Source organism: Gordonia sp. NPDC003422 (assembly GCF_053588675.1).
In genome coordinates this window covers 147,496-169,271 of record NZ_JBSFQL010000004.1, presented here as the reverse complement: position 1 = coordinate 169,271, position 21,776 = coordinate 147,496, and the positions used below count along the sequence as shown (strand labels likewise).

The window sequence follows — 21,776 nt, the reverse complement described above, 5'->3', positions numbered from 1 at the left end:
CGCGTCGGCCGCTGAAAACCGCCCCAGAAACCTGCCGCCGATATCCGCCCTCACCACGTACGTCATCGACAGTGCGTAAACAGGGGAGCTGACGAGGGCGGGAATCTGGGGCAGATTCCAGAGTCACGCGGCTCCCGGGGTGAGTAGGTCGAGGCAACCTGCGGTGACCGCGCGATCACGGAACTGATCCGGGGTGCCACCGATGGCAGCGGTTGCGCGCGCATGCCGGAAGTGCAAGTGCGCGTCATGCTCCCACGTGAAGCCAATCCCGCCGGAGACCTGGATCAATGCGCTGGATGCGTCGGAATAGGTGTCGGCCGCCTGAGCCCGCGCCAACAGCACGATCTGCTCCGCCGCGCTGGCATTGTCGGCGTCATGGGCGTCTGCGGCTGCGACGACGAGCGCCCGTGCCGCAGCAGTGGCGACAGCAGTGTGGGCGCACCGATGAGAAATTGCCTGGTAGGTCCCGATCACCTGACCGAATTGCTCACGGACCTTGGCATACTCCACCATCCCGTTGAGGCAGCCTTGCGCGCCACCTACCTGCTCGGCCGCGAGGAGCATGGTCTCGAGCCGATGGTGCCGGGCGAGGGCACCGGCGTCCGCGGGAGTCGTCAGCAGCAACGCAGGTGTGTCAGAGAATGCGATGTCCGCCAACGGAACTACCAGGTCGACGCTGGGCACCGAGGTGCGTTCGATCCGCGTGTCCCCCGGGTGGATCAGCGCCACCGCAGGACCCTGCGGCGTCGACACCGACGCCACGATCACATGCGCGACCGCTCCGTGGGTGACCGCTCCGAGTCGTCCGCTGACTCGCCCATCGGCATGGGTGAGGGTGTTGTCACCCGTGGGCGTTCCCACCACCGCAGAGCCAGCGAGGACGCTGTCCACAACCTCACGTTCCTGGGTGGGAACAGTGTCGGGGTCCACACCGACGAGCGCCGCCGACAGCAGCAGAGTGGCGCGAACTGGCCCCGGATACAGGGTGGCCCCGCACTCTTCGGCCGCCGCGACGAGATGTGCAGCCGGAAGCTGCAGGCCACCCCAGGATTCGGGTGTACCGAGACCGGTGATGCCCATTTGTTCCGACAGCGTGCGCCAGCCCGCGACATCGAATCCCGCTGCAGTGCGACCTGTCTGGTCAGTCGCGTCCCGGTTGTGTCGAACCTCGGCGATTCCCGGATGGTCGGCGAAGTAGGTGCGCAGGGAGGTGCGCACCTCGTCGGTGGAGATGTCATGCATGGCTGCGGCCGCCCTTCGAGGCTCGTCGCTTGCGCTCCTCGCACCTCAGGGAGCGGATGGGTGTCACACGCCGGTCCATGACCGCTCACCCAACCAGTCGGTGATCGTCGTGACGGCCTGCTTGAGGTACGGGATCTGTTCGCGGCCCGAATAGTAGTGCGTCGCACCGGCAATCGTGTGCATCGTCTTGTCCGGATGCCCGACGGCGTCGAAGAGCCGCTGGGTGTGGCTCGGGGTGCACGCATTGTCGGCGGAGTTGCCGATGACCAGGGTGGGCACCTCGAGATCGGCCGCGCAGCGCGGGCCGTCGCCGTTGGCATCGTCATAGCTCCACTGCGACAACCAGCTTCGCAAGGTGGTGAAGCGGGCCAAGCCGACCGGGCCCATGTTGACGATGCGCGGATCACCCAGGTAGCAGCCGGGTTTGCGGTCGTTGGGGTCCTGAGTGAGGTCGAGCCAGCGGGGGTCGGCCATGGTCCCGTGCACCACGAACCCGCGCTCCATCAGCGGCTCACCCCGACCACGCAGATCGGCGAGCTGATCCTTGACCCACGCGGTGATGCGCCGATTTCGGTCGATCTGCGCGGCCCGGTAGCGCGTCACGAACTCTTCGGTGTAGGGCGCCTGATTCGGGTTGTTGGGGTTGTACAGGTCGAGCTCGGGATCGCGTTTCTCCGGGTCGTTTTCGTCCAGGATCGACGGATCCATCCACTCCGTGAGCGTGCCGTGGCGGCTCACGTGAGCGGCGAGCAACATCATGCCGTCGGCGGCGGGCAGGTCGAGCTGGGTGAGATCCGGTGGTTCACCCGCCGGGGTGGCGGTGACCGTCGCGTGTTGCGCCTGCTGTTGGTAGTACAGCGACAGTGCGCCACCGCCGCTCCAGCCGGCCAGGATCACCTTCTCGTAGCCGAGTCGCTCCTTGGCGTCCTTGACGCAGGCACCGAGGTCCTGCACGACCTTCTCCATGATGAGCGCGCTGTCGACGCCGCGATACCGGCTGTTGCAATAGATCACGTGATGCCCGGCGCGTGGCAACGCATTCGACATCGGCAGGTAGGCACCGCCACCGATCGGATGCATGAAGATGATGACCGTGTCGGACGGAACATCCTTGGGGCGCAACAGATAACTTTCCAGTACCACGCTCTCCGTCACGCCACCGTAGGTGTCGCGATAGGCCGAGGTGTCGTCGAAGACGACGAGGTAGGGAACGCGCTCGTACTCGAACTTCTTCTCGCTCATACCCGCACTTCCTCTTGGACCTCGACCTGTAGGGATTCGATCATCGCCGGCGTCGGGGTCAGACGCTTGTGGGTGTCGATGGAGATGACCTTCCACTCGACACGCTCGTCCTGGTCGAAGCGACGACGCGCACGTTCCCGGGCCCGCTCCGGCATGCCATGGTGAATGCCCTGCGGCGCATGGGAGATGAGCCCCGGTGGCATCTCGATGCCGAACATGGTGCCACCGTGGAAGAAGGCGATCTCGTCGAAGTCGACGTTGCGGTGATACCACGGCGGCCGCTCGGCGCCCTTGCGGCTCTCGACCGGTCGCGGCAGGAAGTTCATCACGTAGACCCCGGTGGCCTGCATGAACAGATGCACGGTCGGCGGCAGATGCACTGTGTCCGAGGTGATCACATCGTAGTCTTCGAGGTTGTAGGTGAACGCGAAGTTGTCACCCTTCCAGCCCTCGACGTCGAGCGGGTTGAACTTGTAGAAGACCGACGTCTTGCCCTCGCGCTGCCGGAACCGGACCTCGTACTCCTCACGGCCGTCGTCGGGGAACACCTCGGCCTCGGGTACGACGACGAGTGACGAGTCGAACGGATGATGACGCCCGAGTACCCCGGCGTCGGGAACCCGGAACTCCTCGACGGCCTCGATGATGAGGAACATGCACTGGTTGTCCGGGATCTGGCGGTACGTGGTCGCCTTGGGGATGTACACGTAGTCTCCGGGACGGTATGAGAGACGGCCGAATTCGGTCTCGAAGTGGCCGGTTCCCTCGTGTACGAAGATCAACTCGTCACCGTCGACGTTGCGGGTGTAGAACGGGGCGACCTCGTTGCGCCGGCTCAGCAGGATGCGGCAGTCGTCGTTGTAGAACATCAGCAGCGGTTCGCCGGCCGGATCGATCTGATCGGTGGGGGTCAGATCATGGGTCAGCCGGTCGACGCCGGACAAGTCGCCGACGGCCCGATACGCGGTGGGATCGTTGCGGCGGTAGAAGTGTGCTGTGCGGCCGACGAATCCGTAGCGGCCGAGCTCGTCGTCCTTGAGGTCCTCCACGTCGCGGTGAACCTGACGCGGTGTGCGTCCCTTGCGGTGCTGGATGAACGATTCCATCTCGATCTCCTTCTGCTGTGGTGGATTGAGGACTATCTTCGCGGAAGCCCAAGTCCGCGTTGAGCGATTACGTTGTATTGGATCTCGTCGGTGCCGCCGGCCAGATGCAGTGCCGGCACACCCAACACGAACTCCGACCACGCGAACGCATCCTTCTCGCCGTGATCGACAAAGGCGCGTTCGCCGAGGACCGCCGCGGCCAGCGCGGAGATCTCGTCGGCGGCCGCAGCCATCAGCATCTTGAGCACCGACCCCGCGACCGGCTCCATGCGGTGCGACCACGATCCGGCGGACAGTCCCGACGCGGCGCGCATCGCGGCCACGGCCGCGACGGTTCGAGCGATCTGCGGTCGCAGCAACGGATCTGCCTCCGCCTCGAGCCGGCGCACCAGCCCGACGACGCGCTCCATGACGTACGGCGTCAGCGGCCCTGCGGCACCGCTCATGGTGCTGCGCTCGTTGCCGAGGCTGGTGGAGGCCACCGTCCAGCCGTCCCCGATCCCGCCGATCCGATGGGAGTCGGGAACCCGCACCTCGTCGAGGAACACCTCGTTGAAGGCCGCGCCGCCGGTCATCTGCCGGATCGGTCGTACGGTGACGCCGGGCGCGTGCATGTCGACCAGAAACATCGTCAGCCCAGCGTGTTTGGGGGCATTCGGATCGGTCCGGACCAGCGCCTCCCCGACGTCGGCGAGATGACCCATCGAGGTCCACACCTTCTGGCCGGTCAGCACCCAGTCGTCACCGTCGCGTACCGCCTTGGTGCTCACGCCGGCCAGATCGGAGCCGGCGCCGGGTTCGCTGAACAACTGGCATCCGATCAGGTCGCCACGGTAGAGACCGGTCACGACGCTACTCCGCAGGTCGGCTGACGCATGATGCACCACAGCGGGTGCGACGATGTTCAATCCGACGAACAGAGCTTCTCGGGAAGGCAAGCCGAGCTCGTCGAGCACCGTGTCCAGGACGGTGTCGTGGGCGAAGGTCAGACCGAGACCGCCGAGGTCGAGGGGTCCACTGGGCCAGGCGATTCCGGCGTCGAAGAGTGCCCGCTGCAGCCGGCGCTGCGTCGCGACCGCAGCGTCGTGCCCGTCCCGCAACTCCTCGACCGCCGCGATGCGGTCGCTGGAGTCGACGGAATCCTCTGTCGTCGAATCGAATTCGTTGACGAAAGTTCCGACCCGGGTTCGGACGTACTCGGCGAAGGCCCCGAGATCCCCCGGCACCTCGACGGTCTCAACGGTCATGCCAGGCCCGCGAGTTCAAGTGCCAGTCGCTTGGCCTTGTCCATGTCGTAGTGCTTGCGCGCCACGAGACGTTGCGCATAGAGACCGCCACCGGACGCAAGCATGGTGACCAGTTGCCAGCCACCGTAGGCGTCGGCGGTGAAGTCGCGGATCGCGTGGAACAGCCGCGTGCGGTACTCGCCGTCGATGCCGTCCTTGGTCCGCATGTATTTCTTGATCAGCGGCCCGACCTCGTCGTTCTCCAGGTCGGCCACCGACGGCGCGGTGAGAATCGACCCGCCGCCGATGTCATGGAGATGGCGCACCATCAGGCTGTAATCGGCTGCGGCGTAGTGCTTTGCGGCATTCGTGTACAACTCGCTGGGGAAGTACCAGCCCTCCGGACTCTCCTCGGAATTGGCGATGGCCGCCTCGAGACCCGACCGCACCATCGTCGCGTAGATCACCATCTCGGCGATCTTCTCCCGGATGTGATTGATCTTCTCGGTGCCGTTGGCCTCGGCGATGAGTTGCGCCAATCCGACCAGCTGGTCGGCGAATTCGGACATGTGCGCGGTGCTGCCGAGCCGTTCCCACAGCCCAAGCGCGTGCGCGAAGGTCGCCGAGTGGGCGATCTGGCCGTCGAGGAACACACGCTCGTTGGGCACGAACACGTCGTCGAAGATGATGAAGCCCTCCGGCATGTTGTGCTTGGAGCTCACCGGGAAATCACCCTCGCGCTCGCGCGGTGCGTAGCTGGTGTTGACGATCCGGACGCCGGGCGCGTTGACCGGAACCGCGCACGCGACCGCGTAGTCCTCCTCGCCGGGCTTCATGTTCTTGGTCGGCATCACCACCAGCTCGTGGCTGATGGCGGCCGACGAGATGTGGAGTTTGGCCCCTCGGATCACGATGCCGTCGGGGCGGCGTTCGACGACGCGGGTGTAGACGTCGGGGTCGTCCTGCGCTCCGGGTGGAAGTTTGCGGTCGCCCTTCGCGTCGGTGATCGCCTGCACGCAACGGAGGTCGTTGCGGCGGCAGTACTCGAAGTACTCCTCGATGCGCTGGGAGAGCGCCGGGTTGTCGGCACGCATCCGCGCGGCCGCGGTCAGTAGTGCGAGCAGGCCCTGGCTGGTGGTCACGGTGACCATGTCCCAGTGCAGGAGTTCGGTCAGGATCTCCTTCAGATCCGCGGTGCTCTTCGGGATCTGGAAGTACTGTCCGCTGGCGTCGTCGCCCGGCCGGTAGTTCTGCTCATAGCCGTCGCCGACGAGTTCGATCGCCGTCGCGAACTGCGGATGATCGGCCAGTTGCTTGACCTCTTCGCCCTCCGCGAAGATCCGGCGACCGTCGTCGAGGGACGCGAGGTAATCCTCCCTGGTCATCATCGCCATCTTCTACGTCTCCTTCGGGTCAGACTCTCGGTACCGATCAACTTTTCTGATGCTAGATTCAGATTCAGAAAACCACAAGGTCTTGAGGATGCTTGGACACGGTTGCGAGTGCACCGCCCGTCCGTGAGGGTGGTGACATGGCCTTCGACATACGACCGGCGTCGCGGTTCGCCGATGTGCGCACGATGGTCGGGCCCAAGCGGCCCGACGCCAACGTCTGCTGGTGCCTCAGCTATCGGATTCCCAACAAGTTGAACCAGGAACTCGCCCGTGAAGCCCGTGGTGAATACGTCCGCAAGCTGTGCCGACGAACGGTGGCGCCCGGTGTGCTCGCCTACGACGGTGACGACGTGGTGGGGTGGGCCGCGGTGGCACCGCGCGCCGACACCACCTTCGCGGGCAACCGGAAGATCCCGCACGTCGACGACCTCGACGTGTGGTCGATCTGGTGCCTGCGCGTGCGGCCCGGGCATCGCAAACAAGGGATCTCGCACCCGTTGCTGGCCGGTGCGGTCGAGTTCGCACGCGAGCACGGCGCACCGGCGGTCGAGGGGTATCCGGTGGACAACCGCGGCGAGAAGGTCGACCTCACGATGGCCTACGTCGGCACCCGGAAGCTGTTCGAAGATGCCGGGTTCGAATTGGCAGCGCAGACCGATTCCGTGCTCAACGGATTCCCGCGGGTACTGATGCGGCTCGAGTTCTGACGCACATCGTTGACCGTGCGTCCCAAATCGTTCATCGTGCGTCGCAATCCGTTGACCGTGCAGCGGACACGCGAATCAAGGGATCGTTCAACCCCGGCGCACTACAGTGAATCGCATGACGATGCACGTGGACGCCAGCAATCCGGATCTGATCACCGTCGATGTTCCTACGCACTGGTACAACCTGGCTGCCGAACTCGATTCTCCGATCCCACCGCATCTGCATCCGGGAACCAAGGAGCCGGTGGGGCCCGACGACCTCGCGGCCTTGTTCCCGAGTGGACTGATCGCGCAGGAGGTGTCCACCGACGCCTACATCGAGATCCCCGAACCGGTCCGTGACATCTACCGGATGTGGCGTCCTTCGCCGCTGTTCCGAGCACGCAAGTTCGAGCAGGCGCTCAACACCAAGGCGCGCATCTACGTCAAGTACGAGGGCGTGAGCCCCGTCGGCAGTCACAAGACGAATTCGGCAGTGGCCCAGGCGTATTACAACAGCGTCGACGGCGTCACCAAGCTGACGACGGAAACCGGTGCGGGACAATGGGGCAGCGCACTGGCGTTTGCCGGGGCGCAGTTCGGGATCGACGTCGAGGTGTGGCAGGTGCGTGCCTCCTACGATTCCAAGCCCTACCGCGGCTACCTCATCCGCACCTACGGCGGCACCATCCACCCGAGTCCGTCCGATCTCACCGAATCCGGCCGCGCGATGCTGGCCAAGGACCCGAACACGACGGGCAGCCTGGGTATGGCCGTCAGCGAGGCGGTCGAGGTGGCCGCGCAGAACCCCGACACCCGGTATGCGCTCGGCAGCGTGCTCAATCACGTTGTGCTGCATCAGAGTGTGATCGGTCAGGAGGCGGTCGAGCAGCTCGCGGCCGTCGAGCCCGACGGCGCCGACGTCGTCTTCGGCTGTGCCGGAGGCGGTTCCAATCTCGGTGGGTTGTCGTTCCCGTTCCTGCGGGAGAAGCTGCACGGTCGGTCCAACCCCCGTGTGGTGGCGGCCGAGCCGGCTGCATGTCCCTCGATCACACAGGGCGAGTACCGCTACGACCATGGTGACGTGGCCGGGCTCACCCCGCTGCTCAAGATGCACACGCTCGGAATGGATTTCGTCCCGGACCCGATCCACGCGGGTGGTCTGCGCTATCACGGGATGGCCCCCGCCCTGAGTCACACCGTCGAGCTCGGCCTCGTGGAAGGGGTGGCGATCAGCCAGCACGACGCCTTCTCCGCCGGCGTCCAGTTCGCCCGCACGCAGGGCATCGTGCCGGCACCGGAATCGACCCACGCCATCGCCGCCTGTGCTGCGCACGTCGCCGACAACGACACCGAGCAGGTGGTCGTGATCGGTCTGTCCGGGCACGGGCAGCTCGACCTTCCCGCCTACGCCGAGTTCCTGGAGGGCTCCTTCTGACGTACACCGTGGGCGTCGATCTGGCAGCGTCGCCGGTGAAAACCGCTGTCGCGGTGATCGAGTGGCGATCCGGCTCGGCTCGGGTGACAGAGCTCGTGATGCCGGCCGACGATGCACGGATCCACACGATGGTCGCGGGGGCAGCCCGCGTAGGTATTGACTCGCCGTTCGGCTGGCCCGACGACTTCGTGGATTTCGTTGTGGCGCAACATCGAGGCGAGTTGTCGGCGGGGAGCGGCCTCGACGACGTCTCGCGTCGGCGCCCGTTGGCCTACCGAACGACCGACCTCTACGTGGCCGCACTCGCCGGCGGTCGACGCCCGCTTTCGGTGTCGGCCGACAACATCGCCCACGTCGCGTTCCGGTGTGCCGGCCTGCTGGCCGATCTCGGCATCACCGACCGCGCGTCGGGCTGGGCGATCGAAGCGTACCCCGCTGCAGCGCTACGACGTTGGGGTCTGCAGTCACGCGGCTACAAGACCGCCGCGAATGTATCTGCGCGCGAAGTGATGGTCGAGCAGCTCGGTCAGGCGGCGCCCTGGCTCGATCTCAACAGCCACGCGGATGCCATGATCGCCGACGACGACGCCTTCGACGCCGTGATCACCGCGCTGATCGCGCGAACGGCAGATCTCGGACTGACCCCTGCACCGCCCGACGACGTTCGCGACACCGCGATGCGCGAGGGCTGGATACACGTGCCCGACTGCGAGCTCGACCAGCTGGTCTCTTCCGCTGGTCCCTGATCCTGGGGTCTTTCTGGGCCGAAGTTCCGCTACCTGAGCCTGGATCCGTGGAAACGGAGTTACCCTACGCTGCCTGAGGTGCGAGCTTGCGAGCACCTCAGGGAGCGGGGGGATCGACCGGGAGCGGTGGGATCGACCTCGAGCGGGGTCGGCAGGGTGTGGGTTCAGCGTTCGTCCCACGGTTGGAGTCAGAGGGCGAGGCGGTACTCCTGGCGCGGTCGGCCGGTGGAGCCGTAGCGCAGGGTCATGGTGAGGCGGCCGGCGGTGACCAGGTTGGCGAGATGCCGGCGGGCGGTCGGTGCGGCGACGCCGATGGCGGTCGAGACATCGTCGGCGAACAGTGGTCCGTCGGCGTCGGCGAAGAGTTCGAGGATGCGCTTCTCGGTGGGCGAACCGCCGTCGTCGCGGTCGGCGGGGCGGGTGCCGAAGCGCAGCGCCGACAGCGCGGCGTCGACGGCCCGCTGATCGACGTTGTCGGCGTCGAGAACTCGGCGGTACTGCGCGTACCCGGCGAGCCGGCGCGCGAGTTCGGCGTCGTCGAACGGTTTGATCAGGTAGGCCAGCGCGCCCGATCGCATGGCGGTGCGCACGGCGGTCGCCTCGGTCTCCGCACCCACTACAAAGCTGTCACAGGGGAGTTCGCCGACCAGGTCGATACCCGATCCATCCGGGAGGTAGACATCGAGGAGCGCGAGGTCGATGTCGGGGTGGTCGGCGATCGCGGCACGCGCCGCCGCAACCGATCCCGCGCGCGCCACCACCCGAAAGCCGCGCACCGCGTCGACGATGGCGGTGTGGAGCGCGGCGACCCGGAAGTCGTCGTCGACGATCAGCACGGTCAGGTCCTCACTCATGGCTCTCCTGACTCCCTGTCTCCAGAACGCACGGCAGATGCGCGACGAACACGGCTCCGCCGAGCGAGCTGGGTGCGCGACGTTCGCCGCCCGGGTCCGCGATCCACACGTCGCCGCCGATACGGCGCGCGAGTTGCCGGGTCAGCGCGAGTCCCATACCGCGGCCACCGGGTACGCCGTCGCCGGGTTTGGTGGTGGCACCTTCGGCGAACACCTCGTCCGGGGTGTCGAACTCGATACCCGACCCCGAATCGGCGACCGCGATGACCAGCGCGTTGCCGTCGCCGATGACGTCGACCTCGACAACGCCCTCACCGTTGTCCTCGGACGCCGCATCCAAGGCATTGTCGATGAGGTTGCCGAGCACGGTGGTGACCACGACGGGTTCGGTGAGTGTTCCGTCGACCCACGTCTGGTCGCCGAGTCGGAGCGTCACCCGGCGTTCGCGGGCCTGCGACGTCTTGGCGTCCAGGAAGGCGTGCAGATGCGCTTCTTGCACGTTGTCGAGTCCCGCAAGGTGTGTGGTGCTGGTGGCGCCGGTGATCTCGTCGAGGTACGCCTGCGCCTCCTCGGTGTGTCCGTGCCGCAACAGCCCCGCCAGGACGTGCATGCGGTTCGCGGTTTCGTGCCGCTGAGCGCGCAGGGCCGAGCTCATCGATCGGATGGAGTCAACCTCGCGGCTGAGGGTCTCCACGTCGGTGCGGTCGATCACCGAGAGCACCATGCCCAGGTCACGGCCGTCGGCCTGGACGCGGCGCGAACTCACCAGCACGATGCGATCGCCGACACTTGCGGCCACCGGGTCGGCGGTCGGCTCGTCGAGCACGGCGCGCACTCGGGGGGTCAACCCGAGTTCGTCGGCTGCGGTTCCGATCGGGGCGTCGATGTCGAGGAGCGCTCGCGCCTTGTCGTTGATGACGCGCGCGACACCGGTGCTGTCGACGGCGAGCACACCATCGGCCATCGAATGCAGCACCGCGGTCTGTTCGCGGACGAGGGCGGTGAGTTCGTCGGGCTCCAGACCGAGGGTGAGCCGGCGCCAGCGTCGGGCCAGCAGGATCGACCCGATGGCGCCGATGCCCAGCGCAACCGCCGCGATGAGGGCGGTCGCCACGACGTCACGTCGGGTGTCGGCGGTGAGGCTCTCGGTGGACACGCCGACGCTGACCAGCCCGACCACCGACCCGTCGGGCCCGTAGATCGGCACCTTGGCGCGGACGGATTCGCCGAGGGTGCCGCGGTCGGTGGTGATGTCGACCTGACCGCTCAGCGCCTTCGACGGATCCGTCGACACCGGTTTGCCCACCTCGGCGGCCTCCGGGTGGGCCAGGCGAACGCGATCCCGGTTGGCGATCACCACGAACAGCGCACCCGTGCGGTCCCGGACGGCGTTGGCCTCGGTCTGCACCGGTCCGGCGGCGAGTGCTGCCGCGTCGAGACCGGTTCCTTGAGTGGATGCGACATCGGCCCGGACCTGGGGATCGCTGGCGACGGACTCGGCGATCGCGAGGGCGCGTTGTGCGTACTCGTCGCGGACCCGGTCGTCGGCTCCGACGACGACCCACCCGAAGCCGACGGCGAGACTGACCGCGATCACCGCGAGTTGCAGCACCAGCACCTGCGTCCGCAATCGCATGGATCTCAGATTAGGACGCAACGGCCCGCCGACCCGGTCGGTTGGACCGGGTCGACGGGCCCTTCGAGGCTCGCTCCGCTCGCACCTCAGGGAGCGAGGCGGTGCTCAGAACGGGATCGCTCCGATCAGCGTTCCGACGACGAGCATCACGAGCGACACCGCCGTGGCCCGCCAGAGCACCTTCTTGTGGTGGTCGGCGAGCGTGACGCCGGCCAGTGCGACCAGCAGCAGGATGGCGGGGACCAGCGGACTCTGCATGTGCACGGGCTGCCCGGTGATGGAGGCGCGGGCCATCTCGGTGGGATCGATGCCGTACTTCGTCGCGGTCTCCGAGAGGACCGGCAGCACGCCGTAGTAGAAGGCGTCGTTGCTCATCAGGAAGGTGAGCGGGATGGACAGAACTCCGACGACGATGGCCATGTGCGGACCCATCCAGGCGGGGATGCCGTCGGCGAGCCAGTGCGCGATCGCGTCGACCATGCCCGTCCCGTTGAACACACCGGTGAGGACCGCCGCGGCCAACACCATCGCGACCACCGACACGATGCTCGAGCTGTGCCGCGTGATGGCCTCCTGCTGATCCTTCACGTGCGGGAAGTTCACTGCGAGGGCGATGCCGGCGAAGATCATGAACAGGACCGGGATGGCGACGACGTCCATGCCGAGGATCGCCAGCAGGGCGACGGTGAGTCCGGCGTTGATCCAGAACAGCTTGGGCCGCAGGGTCTTTCGGTTGGGATCGAGGACACCGGTGAAGGTGGTCTCGCCGTCGTCATTGTATTCCTCGATATGCAGGTCGCGAGTCGCGGGAGCATCGTCGGCATCGGGGGCGTCGCCGGTTCCGCCGATCGGGCGGCTGCGTCGACCCGAGTTCGGGGGTGTGGTGCCGGACCCGCCGGCTCCGACGAGCACCTCGTCGCGCTGCGGGGCGAGGATGGATTCGCGGATCTCGATCTTGCCGATGCGACGACGCTCCAGCACCCCGAGGTGATAGCTGAACAGCAGCACGACGACGAGCGCGGCACCCAGCGCGGGCAGCATCGGGATGAAGACGTCGTTGGTGTCGATGTTGAGGGCACTGGCGGCGCGGGCGGTCGGGCCGCCCCACGGCAGGATGTTCATCGTGCCGTTGGCCAGACCGGCCGTGACGGTGAGGACCACGGGGCTGACGCCGAGCTTCAGGTACAGCGGAAGCAGGGCCGCCGTGGTGATGATGAACGTGGTCGAGCCGTCACCGTCGAGGGAGACGACCATCGCGAGGACCGCGGTGCCGACGACGAGCCGGGCTGGGTCGTTGCGCACCATGCGGACCACGCCGCGGACGATCGGGTCGAACAACCCGACGTCGATCATGATGCCGAAGTAGATGATCGCGAAGAACAGCATCGCCGCGGTGGGCGCGAGATCTCCGATTCCGTCCTTGATCATGTCGCTGATGCTGAGACCGGCGCCGGCGAAGAGGCCGAACGCGACCGGAACGAGGATCAGCGCAACCACCGGGGTGGCCCGTTTGGTGATGATGAGGACCATGAAGGTGGCCACCATCAGGAGACCGAGTGCTACCAACATTGTCGTGCTCGATTCTGGCTGTGAGTTGTGGGGAACGGCCGTGTGAGGCCGTTGACATCGAAGTCAACGGGTAATCCACGTCACAGTCACGCTTGCGTGCGATAGACGCGTTTTGCGCTTTTCGCTCGCCATTCGACGCGGGAAGCGTGGGCACCACCGCCACCCCCCGTCGGATCTCTGTACGCCGCAGCCCAACCAATCGCACTGTGCACGTGGCTGGCCTGCCACGTACAGATTTCCGCAGCCCAGAGAACTGGTCACCAAGCTCTTCGGATCAGTCGGGCAGCATCGGTGCATCGTCACCGTGGTTTCGGCCGATGAGGACGGCCCGGGTGACCGAGTCGCGACCGAACCTGTCCCGAAGCTGATCCATCGTATTGTCGAGCGCCTCACCATGATCCGGCTCGAACGGCAGGGTGAGTTGGATGCTGTCGTGATCGTCGAGGTTGGTCAGCGAAAGGCCCACCAGGGTGCAGCCGCGGTCGCGGATGAGCGGCATCGCGTCGGCGAGCAGGCCACGCGCGGCGACCATGATGACGTCGGTGCGATCGGTGGCCTCGATGAGGGTGCGCGACCGGGTGGCGCGGGCGAAGTCGTCGAATCGGAGCCGTAGAACAACAGTGCGACACACCCTTTCGGCCGTACGCAACCGTTTGCCGAGACGCTCGACGATGGCGACGATGGTCGCCTCGAGATCGGATTCCGACTTGGGCCGACGGCCGAGGGCGCGTTGCGACCCGATGGAGCTGCGTCGTTTCCCGGTCTCCACGCGACGCGGATCCTGCGCCAACGACAGTGCGAACAGATGGCGCCCGGCGCCGGGCCCGACGATCGACCTCAGCGCACGCTCGCCGAGGCCCGCGATCTCCCCGACCGTCGAGACCCCCGCGTCGCGCAGCTTGGCCTCCGTCACCGGCCCGACACCCCACAGCCGACGCACCGGCAGCGGATGCAGAAACGACAGCTCGGTACCGGGTTCGACGATCAGCAGGCCGTCGGGTTTGCCCACCGCACTGGCCACCTTGGCGAGAAACTTCGACCGCGCACCTCCGACGGTGATCGGCAGCCCGACCTCGTCCCGGATGCGACGGCGCAGTTCGGCTCCGATCTGGTCGGGGGTGCCGCTGATCCGCTTCAGGCCACCGACGTCGAGGAATGCCTCGTCGACCGAGATGCCCTCGACCACGGGCGTCGTGTCGCGGAAGATCTCGAAGACCGCCTTGCTGGCATCCATGTAGGCGTCGAACCGGGGGCGTACGACGATTGCCTTCGGGCACAGCGCCCGCGCTTCGTGGCCGGGCATTGGCGTGCGGACACCGAAGGCCTTGGCCTCATAGCTCGCGGCGAGCACCACTCCCCCGCCCACGATGACAGGCTTACCGCGGAGAGCCGGGTCGTCGCGCTGCTCCACGGATGCGTAGAAGGAGTCGAGATCGGCATGCAGGATCGAGGCGTCGTCCCGGGACTTACGCTCGATTCGCATAGAACATATGTTCGCACGGCCCTACGACAGACGTCTATGCCGTGCGACGCGCGCGGAGCACCACGTCATGGGTGTGGTGACCGCCGCCGGCTGCTCGACCACGCTCGCGGGTCTCGTCGACGAGCACCTCCCACCCTTCATCGAGCAGCTTCCGGAAGTCGGCGGGCTGCACATACTCGTCGGGGTTGTATCCGTGGGCACGGACGCCGTCGGGTGCGTGGGCGACCACCAGGAGCGTGCCGCCGACACCCACCGCGGCGACCAGCTTGCGGGCCACATGGGCATTCTCGGCGGTGATCGGAAAGTAGTGCAGCGCAACCAGTCCGAAGTCGACGCCGGGAACATCATCGGTGCGGAGGTCGGCCTGAATCCAGGTGATCGCCGGACGCGGATAGATCTCCAGGGCACGGTCGATGGCCACCTGCGAGATGTCGAGCGCGGTGACCTGCCAGCCGCGATCGGCGAGCCAGCGGGCGTCGGCACCCTCGCCGGATCCGACGTCGAGTGCAGTGCCGGCAGGTAGATCAGCGGCCTCGGCGATGAGCGCCGGGTTGACGTCGGCGGTCCATAGACGGTCGGCGTTGCGGTAACGCGCATCCCATTCGGCAGCGCTGTGGTCATCGGTTTGCGGTGTGCTCATGAATTCGACTGTGTCACGGAATCTCTGGCAGATCGATAGTGGTTGCGAGGATGGCAAGAACTGGTCGCAGAAACCGCAGGTGCGCATCGACTGCTGAGATCTGCTCGCGTGTCTCCCATCTGCGCGTGATGCATTGCGAGCGGATGAGAGAAACGCGAGCGCCTGTGGGTGCGCCGGCGCGACTTCAGATCAGAGGACGCTGGCCATCCGGGCGATCGCGGCGCGCAGCATCTCCGGCGAGCACCCGATGTTGAGTCGTGCGAACCCCTTTCCGGCATCACCGAATGCGGGCCCGCGATGTAGCGCGACGCGACCGCGCTCGAGGATCGGTTCGGCCGGGTCGTCGCCGAGTCCGGTGGCACGGAAGTCGAGCCACGCCAGATACGACGCAGACGGTCGATGCAGCACGACGCCGGGCATCTGGTCGGCCAGGAGTTCCTCGAGCAGATCAACGTTGTCGACGATGCGGGTGATGGTGTCGTCGAGCCAGCGATCGCCGGACGAGAACGCGGCATCGGTTGCAGCTCGGCCCAGAATGCTTGTGCGATAACGAACTTCCTCGGGTTGCCGGGCGATCAGGGCGCGCATCTCGTCGGATGCGACCACCGACATCGCGCATTTGACTCCGGCGATGTTGAACGCCTTGCTTGCCGAGTGCGCCGCGATCCCGACACGGCGGGCGGTGTCGGAGACGTCGAGGAACGGCACGAACTCGATGCCCGGGTGCACCAGGGGTGCGTGGATCTCGTCGCTGATGACCACCGCGTCGTGCTTCGCGGCGATCTCGGCAATGCGGTACAACGTCGCTGGGGAATGGACGAGACCGAGCGGATTGTGCGGGTGACACAGCAGGATCGCGCGGGCACCGGCGTGCAGCGCGGCCTCGATGCCGGGCAGATCCACAGCCCACCGCGCGCCGTCGAAGCTCAGCGGCACCTCGACCACGCGCCCGCCCGCCTCTGGCACGACCTCGAAGAACGGCGGGTAGATCGGCGGCATCACGATCACGCCGTCGCCGGGATCGATCGCCACTCGCAACGCCTCGACGAGGACGACGCTGACGTCGGTGGTCAGTGAGACGTCGGCCGGATCGACCTGCCATCCCCACCGGCGTTCGGCGAAGCCGGCGAAAGTCGTTCCCGTGCTGCCGGAGTCACCGGCGTAGCCGAGGTCGGAGGCGCGCACCTGGGCGATGATCGCGTCGGCGACGACGGGCGCGAGTTCGAAATCCATCTCCGCGATGAACATCGGGAGTACGTCGTCGGGGTATGCGGTCCATTTGACCGATGTGCGCTTGCGGAGAGCGTCGAGCTCGGGGATGACCGGTGAATCACTCACGGCGTCCTTGCTACCGGATCCAGAGTCGCTGCACAGCCCCGGTCAACGAATCGGACATCGACGCCGAGCGGATCTGCGGGCAGACTGGCGACATGAGCTCCCGCGACTTTCCTCTCCGCATCGGCGTCCAACTCCAGCCCCAGCAAGCTCCCGAATACAAGCTGATCCGCGACGCGGTGCGTCGGGCCGAGGACACCGGCGTCGACGTCGCCTTCAACTGGGACCACTTCTTCCCGCTGTACGGCGACCCCGACGGCGCGCACTTCGAATGCTGGACGATGCTCGGGGCGTGGGCGGAGCAGACGTCGAATGTCGAGATCGGCGCGCTCGTGACCTGCAACTCCTACCGCAATCCGGAGTTGCTGGCCGACATGGCCCGCACCGTCGACCACATCAGCGACGGGCGGCTGATCCTCGGCATCGGCTCGGGTTGGTTCGAGCGCGACTACGACGAGTACGGGTACGAGTTCGGGACGGCGGGCAGCCGCCTCGACGACCTCGGGCGCGCGCTGCCACGAATCGCCGACCGACTCGGCAAGCTGAACCCGAAACCCACCCGCGACATCCCCGTCCTCATCGGCGGTGGCGGCGAGAAGAAGACGCTGCGCCACGTCGCCGAGCACGCCGACATCTGGCACTACTTCGTCGACGAGGAGGCCTACCGGCGCAAGTCCGCCATCCTCGACGAGCATTGCGCGGCCGTTGGTCGTGACCCGGCCACCATCGAACACTCGGCGGCGGTCGAGGCGCGCGGCGGATCGATCGACGCCGCCCTGCGCGAGGCGGTCGCTCTGCGCGACGCCGGAGTCACGCTGATCACCGTCGGTGTCGGCGGTCCCGACTACGACCTCAGCACCCTCGACGCCGTGTGCCGCTGGCGCGACGCGAACTGATCCTGCTTCGGCCGGCCGGCAGAGCCGACTAGGTTTGTGATCATGCATGTCGTACGGACGTCGTCGCACCTGATTGCCGGCGTGGGGGTCGCGCTCGCGCTGCTCGCCGCGTTCTTCCTCGGGAGCGGGCGGTCGAATGCCGAGGCGCCGGTGAACATGTCGACGCACGTGGTCGACTCCGCGGGGGTGCTGACCTCGGCGCAGCGCGCACAACTCGACGAGCGGATCAACCGGCTCTATGCCGATCGGGGCGTCCAGCTGTGGGTGGTCTACGTTCGCGACTTCAACGGGCTCAACCCCGAGCAGTGGGGCAACCGCACCGCGACATCGAGCGGGCTCGGCGACCACGACGTGCTGTTGTCGGTGGCAACCGAATACCAGTCCTACGACCTGTTCCCCATCGATCCCAACGCGGTGAACCTCGACCAGTCGGATCTTGACACCATCGCGTCCGACGACGTGGTGCCCGCCCTGAAGCGCGGCGACTGGGCGGGCGCCGGTCTCGGCGCGGCCAATGGCATCGACACCGCGTTGGAACCGTCGTACACGGGCTGGATCATCGCGGGTGCGCTGGGCGGAGCCGCGGTGGTGGGTGGCGGGGGTGCGCTCGCCTACCGTCGACGGCGTGATCGTCGTCGAATCTCTGACGACCTGTCGCATCTGCGCGACAACGAGCTGACCGCCGACCAACTCGCCGCCCAGCCACTCGACGTGCTCGACCCGTGGTCACGGGAGGTGCTCACCGACACCGACAACGCGATCCGCACCAGCGCCGAGGAGCTGCAGCTCGCGGTCGGCGAGTTCGGCGAGGCGCAGTGCGCCCCGTTCACCAGCGCGCTCGACCGAGCCCGCAAAGGCCTCGCCGATTCGTTCTCTCTGCGTCAGCGGCTCGACGACAACGTGCCCGAGACCGCCGACGAGCGACGGTCGATGCTGGTCCAGATCATCACCACATGCACCGACGTCGACAACGCACTCGACGCGCAGGTCGCCGAGTTCGACGCCATGCGCAATCTCCTGATCAACGCCGACGCGCGCTTCGACCAGATCACGCAGCGGATCGTCGCACTGCAAGCGCGCCTCGACGGATCGCGTCAGCGGCTCGACGGCCTCATCGCCAAGCATGGGGAGAACACCCTCGCCTCGATCCGGCACAACGTCGACCTGGCGGCCGAGCAGATCACCTTCGCCGAGGCCAGTGCCGACCAGGGCCGGGCGGCCATCGCCCAGCCGGCGGGTGAGCAGGGGCCGGCGGTCGCCGACATCCGGTCCGCCGAAGGGGCCATCGAACAGGCCGGCCAACTGCTCGACGCGATCGATCACGCCGACGCCAACATCGCCGCAGCCCATTCGCGGATGCCCGCGCTCATCGCGGAGGTGGAGGGTGAACTCGCCGAGGCGGCTGCCCTGACGTCCGACGGTGGACCGGCGCTCGCGACGGCGGTGGCCGCGGCACAGCTTGCGCTGCAGGCGGCGCGGGACAACTTCGACACCGACCCGTTGGGGGTGTTCACCGCGCTCGTCGACGCCGACGCCGACCTCGACGACGCGCTTGCCGCCGCCCGCGACGCCTCGGCCGAGCGGATTCGACGCACCCAAGTGGTCAGCGCCGCAATCGAATCCGCACAAGCCAAGGTGTCGACGGCCGCCGACTTCATCGGGACCCGACGCGGAGCTGTGCAGTCCACCGCGCGCACTCGCCTCGCCGAGGCAGAGCGTCTGCTGGCCACCGCACAGGAGTCGGCGAGCACCGATCCGCTCGCGGCGGCCGACGCGGCCCGGCGGTCGGGTGCCCTCGCCGACCAGGCTTTGATGGCCGCGCAGGGCGACGTGGTGAGCTGGCAGAACACGCAGACGCCCCGCTCCGATGGCGCATCGACGGCGGGCGCGGTACTCGGCGGCATCCTCGTCGACAGCTTCCTGCGCGGCAGCATGGGCGGCCGCGGACGCGGCTACGGGGGCGGATTCGGCGGGGGTTTCGGGGGCGGATTCGGAGCCGGTGGTCGGAGCCCGGGGTCCTTCGGTGGCTCGAGCAGTTCGGGTCGGATCGGAGTGGGCGGTCGATTCTGACCGTCGGCCACCGCTTGTCCGTTTTGTTCGCCTTCCGTTCACCGCAGGGTGTCCGGGACGTTCCTTCGCGCACCTAACGTCGAATCCGGTTCTCCAACAGCCCCGGAGACTGTCCCACGCAAATCGGGGAGGATTCCGCGTGCGTATTCCGTTGCAACTGTTCACCAATGGTGGTGCCGAGGTCGGCCGGTCGGCCCGTGCTCGCGTGACGTGCCGGTACAAGTGCGGCAGCGCCTGCTGGCATGAGCCCGGAAATAGCAGCGACAACAACTACTTTCGCGACATCGCGCGTACCGGTGTGTCTCGACGGACGGTGCTCCGTTCGACCGCGGGTGCGGCCGTTGCAGTGGGCGCTTCGTCGGTGCTCGCCGCATGTGGCGACTCTTCGGAGTCCGCCGCCCCAAACTCCGGCGCATCGCCGTCCGGCATGAACTTCACCGCGGTGCCGCCCAATACCGAAGACACACTGGTGATTCCCGACGGATACCGGCAGCAGGTGGTGATCCGCTGGGGCGATCCGGTGCTGCCCGGTGCGCCTGCATTCGACTTCGGTGCGCAGACCCCGCAAGCGCAGGCAATGCAGTTCGGGTACAACAACGACTTCGCCGGCCTCATCCCGGTCGACGGTGTGAGCAACCACTTCTACCTGGTATGCAACCAGGAGTACACCTCCGAAGAGTTCATGTTCACCGGCTACGTCCCCAAGCAGCCCACCGAGGATCAGGCACGCATCGCGATGGCAGCGCATGGCATCACGGTGCTGGAGGTGAGCGCTACGCCCGGCGTGGGATCTCTCGATCCGGTTGTCGGAGAACGTAACCGCCGGATCACGGCGTCGACGCCGTTCCAGCTCACCGGCCCGGCCGCGGGCAGCGAGTTCGTGCGCACTTCAGCCGACCCCGCGGGTACCACCATCCTCGGCACCATCGCCAACTGCTCCGGCGGGCTCACCCCGTGGGGCACCATGCTCTCCGGCGAGGAGAACTTCAACAACTACTTCTCCAACGCGAGCAAGGTCACCGACAAGACGGCGAGCGACAACCTCGATCGCTACAGCTTCGACGACGACGCCGACGAGCACCAGTGGGGCCGATACGAGAAGCGATTCGATCTGTCCCAGGAACCCAACGAGGCCAACCGATTCGGATACGTCGTCGAGGTCGATCCGCACGACCCGGCGTCGACGCCGATCAAGCACAGTGCCCTCGGCAGGCTCAAACATGAGTCCGCGACCATCCACGTCGTGTCGAGGGGCCCGGAAGCCGGGACCGTGGTCGCCTACAGCGGCGACGACGAACGGTTCGAGTACATCTACAAGTTCGTGTCGACGCGGCGGATGAAGACCGGACTGTCGAAGGCCGCGCGGGCACACAATGCGGGAATCCTCGACGAGGGCACCCTGTACGTCGCCACGTTCACCGGCAACGACCCCGGTGCCATCGACGGCAGCGGAAAGCTCCCGCCCTCAGGCACATTCGCCGGTTCGGGCAGTTGGAAGCCGCTACTCACCGTTCGGCCCGACGGCAGCGCCCAATCACACATCGAGGGGATGTCGCCGGAGGAGGTCGCGGTGTTCACCCGGGTCGCCGCCGACCGCGCCGGTGCCACCAAGATGGATCGGCCCGAAGACATCGAGCCGCATCCGATCACCGGAAAGGTGTACTGCGCGCTCACCAACAACTCCAAGCGCGGCACCGACGGCGAGGCCGCCGCCGACACCGCAAACCCGCGCAACGAGAACAAGAACGGTCAGATCATCGAGATCACCGACAACCACACAGGCACCGACTTCACCTGGGACCTACTTCTGGTGTGCGGCGATCCGGCCGAGGCCGACACCTACTTCGCCGGCTTCGACAAGACCAAGGTCAGCCCTATCTCGTGCCCGGACAACGTGGCCTTCGACCCGCACGGCAACCTCTGGATCTCCACCGACGGCAACGCGCTCGACAGCAACGACGGTCTGTTCGCCGTCGCACTCGACGGCGAACACCGCGGGCAGACAAAGCAATTCCTGACCGTGCCGAAGGGCGCGGAGACCTGCGGACCGATCATCGGCACCGACCGCGTCATCGTGTGCGTGCAGCACCCCGGCGAGGAGGACGACCACTCGGCCGACAACCCGGCGTCGAACTGGCCCGACGGCGGCAACGCCCAACCGCGTCCGGCCGTCGTCGCGGTATGGCGGGACGCGGGCCCGATCGGGGTGTAGC

Annotated in this window: 17 protein-coding genes; 6 read left to right on the top strand and 11 right to left on the bottom strand. The window is 66.9% G+C overall.

Going from position 1 to position 21,776, the window contains the following annotated elements:
- Positions 1-123: 123 nt before the first annotated feature.
- From ACWDTF_RS05620 to ACWDTF_RS05600, 5 genes are all read right to left on the bottom strand, one after another.
- Positions 124-1,242 (bottom strand): acyl-CoA dehydrogenase family protein, encoded by a 1,119-nt coding sequence (locus tag ACWDTF_RS05620; RefSeq protein ID WP_449754082.1) that lies wholly within the window; start codon positions 1,240-1,242, stop codon positions 124-126.
- A gap of 63 nt (positions 1,243-1,305) precedes the next feature.
- Entirely contained in the window at positions 1,306-2,484 is a 1,179-nt protein-coding gene (locus ACWDTF_RS05615; RefSeq protein WP_355274152.1) for an alpha/beta hydrolase, read from the bottom strand.
- The gene (locus tag ACWDTF_RS05610) at positions 2,481-3,590 is read right to left on the bottom strand and encodes a homogentisate 1,2-dioxygenase (protein WP_449754081.1); all 1,110 of its coding nucleotides are present in this window, start codon (positions 3,588-3,590) and stop codon (positions 2,481-2,483) included. Before ACWDTF_RS05610 ends, ACWDTF_RS05615 begins: the two co-directional genes overlap by 4 nt.
- A gap of 32 nt (positions 3,591-3,622) precedes the next feature.
- The gene (locus ACWDTF_RS05605; RefSeq protein ID WP_449754080.1) at positions 3,623-4,837 is read right to left on the bottom strand and encodes an acyl-CoA dehydrogenase family protein; all 1,215 of its coding nucleotides are present in this window, start codon (positions 4,835-4,837) and stop codon (positions 3,623-3,625) included.
- On the bottom strand, positions 4,834-6,201 hold the full coding sequence (locus ACWDTF_RS05600) for a 4-hydroxyphenylacetate 3-hydroxylase N-terminal domain-containing protein (RefSeq protein ID WP_449754079.1): 1,368 nt from the start codon (positions 6,199-6,201) through the stop codon (positions 4,834-4,836). Before ACWDTF_RS05600 ends, ACWDTF_RS05605 begins: the two co-directional genes overlap by 4 nt.
- 146 nt (positions 6,202-6,347) lie before the next feature.
- Between ACWDTF_RS05600 and ACWDTF_RS05595 the strand changes: the two genes are divergently transcribed.
- The 3 genes from ACWDTF_RS05595 to ACWDTF_RS05585 all read left to right on the top strand — a co-directional run bounded on the left by ACWDTF_RS05595 (position 6,348) and on the right by ACWDTF_RS05585 (position 9,080).
- Positions 6,348-6,917, top strand: coding sequence for a GNAT family N-acetyltransferase (locus ACWDTF_RS05595; RefSeq protein WP_449754078.1), 570 nt, complete (start codon positions 6,348-6,350; stop codon positions 6,915-6,917).
- Between the two features lie 115 nt (positions 6,918-7,032).
- Positions 7,033-8,334, top strand: coding sequence for a TrpB-like pyridoxal phosphate-dependent enzyme (locus ACWDTF_RS05590; protein WP_240855364.1), 1,302 nt, complete (start codon positions 7,033-7,035; stop codon positions 8,332-8,334).
- Positions 8,331-9,080 carry a DUF429 domain-containing protein gene (locus ACWDTF_RS05585; protein ID WP_240855570.1) on the top strand — a complete coding sequence of 250 codons (750 nt, stop codon included), beginning with the start codon at positions 8,331-8,333 and terminating at the stop codon, positions 9,078-9,080. Before ACWDTF_RS05590 ends, ACWDTF_RS05585 begins: the two co-directional genes overlap by 4 nt.
- 188 nt (positions 9,081-9,268) lie before the next feature.
- Here the strand turns inward: ACWDTF_RS05585 and ACWDTF_RS05580 are convergent, their stop codons facing one another.
- The 6 genes from ACWDTF_RS05580 to ACWDTF_RS05555 all read right to left on the bottom strand — a co-directional run bounded on the left by ACWDTF_RS05580 (position 9,269) and on the right by ACWDTF_RS05555 (position 16,600).
- The gene (locus tag ACWDTF_RS05580; protein WP_240855366.1) at positions 9,269-9,934 is read right to left on the bottom strand and encodes a response regulator; all 666 of its coding nucleotides are present in this window, start codon (positions 9,932-9,934) and stop codon (positions 9,269-9,271) included.
- On the bottom strand, positions 9,927-11,570 hold the full coding sequence (locus ACWDTF_RS05575; protein ID WP_240855367.1) for a sensor histidine kinase: 1,644 nt from the start codon (positions 11,568-11,570) through the stop codon (positions 9,927-9,929). The genes ACWDTF_RS05580 and ACWDTF_RS05575 overlap by 8 nt, the downstream gene beginning before the upstream one ends.
- A 105-nt stretch (positions 11,571-11,675) precedes the next feature.
- Positions 11,676-13,139, bottom strand: coding sequence for a CitMHS family transporter (locus ACWDTF_RS05570; protein WP_449754077.1), 1,464 nt, complete (start codon positions 13,137-13,139; stop codon positions 11,676-11,678).
- 274 nt (positions 13,140-13,413) lie between these two features.
- Positions 13,414-14,622 (bottom strand): DNA polymerase IV, encoded by a 1,209-nt coding sequence (dinB, locus tag ACWDTF_RS05565; RefSeq protein WP_449754076.1) that lies wholly within the window; start codon positions 14,620-14,622, stop codon positions 13,414-13,416.
- A 34-nt stretch (positions 14,623-14,656) separates the two neighbouring features.
- A complete protein-coding gene (locus ACWDTF_RS05560) occupies positions 14,657-15,262 on the bottom strand; it encodes a class I SAM-dependent methyltransferase (protein WP_240855375.1) in 606 nt (201 codons plus the stop codon).
- 189 nt (positions 15,263-15,451) lie between these two features.
- Entirely contained in the window at positions 15,452-16,600 is a 1,149-nt protein-coding gene (locus ACWDTF_RS05555) for a MalY/PatB family protein (RefSeq protein WP_449754075.1), read from the bottom strand.
- 92 nt (positions 16,601-16,692) lie between these two features.
- Between ACWDTF_RS05555 and ACWDTF_RS05550 the strand changes: the two genes are divergently transcribed.
- From ACWDTF_RS05550 to ACWDTF_RS05540, 3 genes are all read left to right on the top strand, one after another.
- Positions 16,693-17,493 carry an LLM class F420-dependent oxidoreductase gene (locus tag ACWDTF_RS05550; RefSeq protein WP_449754074.1) on the top strand — a complete coding sequence of 267 codons (801 nt, stop codon included), beginning with the start codon at positions 16,693-16,695 and terminating at the stop codon, positions 17,491-17,493.
- Between the two features lie 42 nt (positions 17,494-17,535).
- Positions 17,536-19,563, top strand: coding sequence for a TPM domain-containing protein (locus tag ACWDTF_RS05545; protein WP_240855380.1), 2,028 nt, complete (start codon positions 17,536-17,538; stop codon positions 19,561-19,563).
- 139 nt (positions 19,564-19,702) lie between these two features.
- Entirely contained in the window at positions 19,703-21,775 is a 2,073-nt protein-coding gene (locus ACWDTF_RS05540) for a PhoX family protein (protein ID WP_433257083.1), read from the top strand.
- Position 21,776: the final 1 nt, after the last annotated feature.